The organism is Porphyromonas bennonis DSM 23058 = JCM 16335 (assembly GCF_000375645.1).
Classification (GTDB): Bacteria; Bacteroidota; Bacteroidia; order Bacteroidales; family Porphyromonadaceae; genus Porphyromonas_A; species Porphyromonas_A bennonis.
On sequence record NZ_AQWR01000082.1, the window covers coordinates 1 to 1,693 of the forward strand.

General features: G+C 59.1%; 2 protein-coding genes. Both read left to right on the plus strand.

Going from position 1 to position 1,693, the window contains the following annotated elements:
* Positions 1-410: 410 nt before the first annotated feature.
* On the plus strand, positions 411-1,463 hold the full coding sequence (gene murB / locus B088_RS08145) for a UDP-N-acetylmuramate dehydrogenase (RefSeq protein ID WP_018107935.1): 1,053 nt from the start codon (positions 411-413) through the stop codon (positions 1,461-1,463).
* A 6-nt stretch (positions 1,464-1,469) separates the two neighbouring features.
* Positions 1,470-1,693, plus strand: a 224-nt coding sequence (locus tag B088_RS08150) for a hypothetical protein (RefSeq protein WP_038974058.1), incomplete at its 3' end; no start/stop codon positions are given.

A 1,693-nucleotide genomic window follows, 5' to 3' on the forward strand; every position in this document is an offset into this window, starting at 1 on the left:
CTCGCTCCATAGGCATCGGTCATCCGCGAAGCGGTGACCGATGTACAAAGACCCTTCCCTACCCCTCGACCCCTTGTGGGTCGCCAAGCAGAGCCTTCAGCGACCCCGCTAGGGTGTCGCGGGATCGCTTGCGGTGCCGGATCCCCGGGTCGTCGGGGCTACGCCCCTCGACCCGGGTCTAAAAAGCGGGCACCCCTATCGGGGTGCTTCGTTCCCCACTCTTCATGATGAGTTGGATGACTTACGAAAGGCTCAAATGCGTCACCCCCAGTCCTTCAGGGACTAAAGTCTTCACTTCTCTTTCTCGATCGGCAGCTCGGGAGGACATCGGCGGCGAAGAATTTGGGTACCTTTGAGGAGGATCATTGCAGAGGTCCCGTTTATATCGACTAAGTAACGACCACCATCATATGCGCATTACGCAGGATCAACCGCTCAAGGAGCACAATACCTTCGGTCTCGATGTCCGAGCCGCTTTCTTCATCACCCTGGAGAGTGAGGAGGATGTCCGAACGCTGGCCCGGGACGAATATTTCCGGACGATGCCTTTCATCACCATAGGAGAGGGAAGCAACCTCCTCTTTAATGGCGACTTCAAGGGCGCCGTCCTCCGCTATACCGGGTCCGACGTCACGATCATCGCAGAGGATGACAGCGCTGTCCGGATCCGTGTGGAGGCAGGGAAGCGGTGGCACGACCTCGTCACAGAGACGACGGCGAGGGGCTGGTGGGGGATCGAGAACCTTGCCCTCATCCCCGGAGACAGCGGTGCCGCAGCGGTACAGAATATCGGTGCTTATGGTGCTGAGATCTGTGACGTACTCGACACGATCCACTATGTCGACCTGAGGGACGGCTCCACGCACGAGCTCCCCGCCTCGGAGGCGAAGTACAGCTATCGCCACTCGATCTTTAAGGAGGAGAGCATGGTCTCTGCCGTCGTCACGTCGATCGAACTGACGCTATCCAGAGTCCCCAAGCCCCAGCTGGAGTACAAGGGACTCAGAGGCCTGAGAGAGGAGCAGGGTCTTACCCCCGCCCGTGTCGCCGAGGAGGTGATCGCCATTCGGCAGTCCAAACTCCCCGATCCGGCCGTGCTGCCCAACGCGGGATCATTCTTTATGAACCCCTTTGTCGCCACAGCGAAGCTGGAGGAGCTGCAGAGCGAATACCCCGATGTGCCCCACTACGACAGTGAGGACGGCACCCGACACAAGATCCCAGCTGCCTGGCTGATCCAGCAGGTGGGGATGAAGGGGTACCGAAATGAGAAGGTGGGGACCTACGACAAGCAGCCTCTCGTGCTGATCAACCACAGCCACGGCGAGTCCGCCGATATACGACGGCTCGCTGACCTGATCATTGCTAAGGTGAATGAGCGCTTTGGGATAGAAATACGCCCCGAGGTACGGTATGTCCGGAGCATACTGATGCGCTCAGTCAACCAGATAATGGAGGAGTAGAGAGATATGGAGAAGAGTACACTCACCTTCCTCGGCACCGGTACCTCTCGCGGGGTGCCTCAGCTTGGGTGTCGCTGTCCGGTCTGCCGGTCTACCGATCCACGCGACAAGCGTCTACGCTCCGCCGTTCTCCTTCGATCGGCAGGTCGACTAATTATGATCGATGTGGGACCGGACTTCCGCCAGCAGGGGCTGCGTGAGGAGCTGGATCACCTGGATGCGATCTTTGT

Coding starts and splice junctions, on each gene's coding strand:
- murB (WP_018107935.1), top strand. CDS start 411: ATGCGCATTACGCAGGATCAACCGCTCAAGGAGCACAATACCTTCGGT.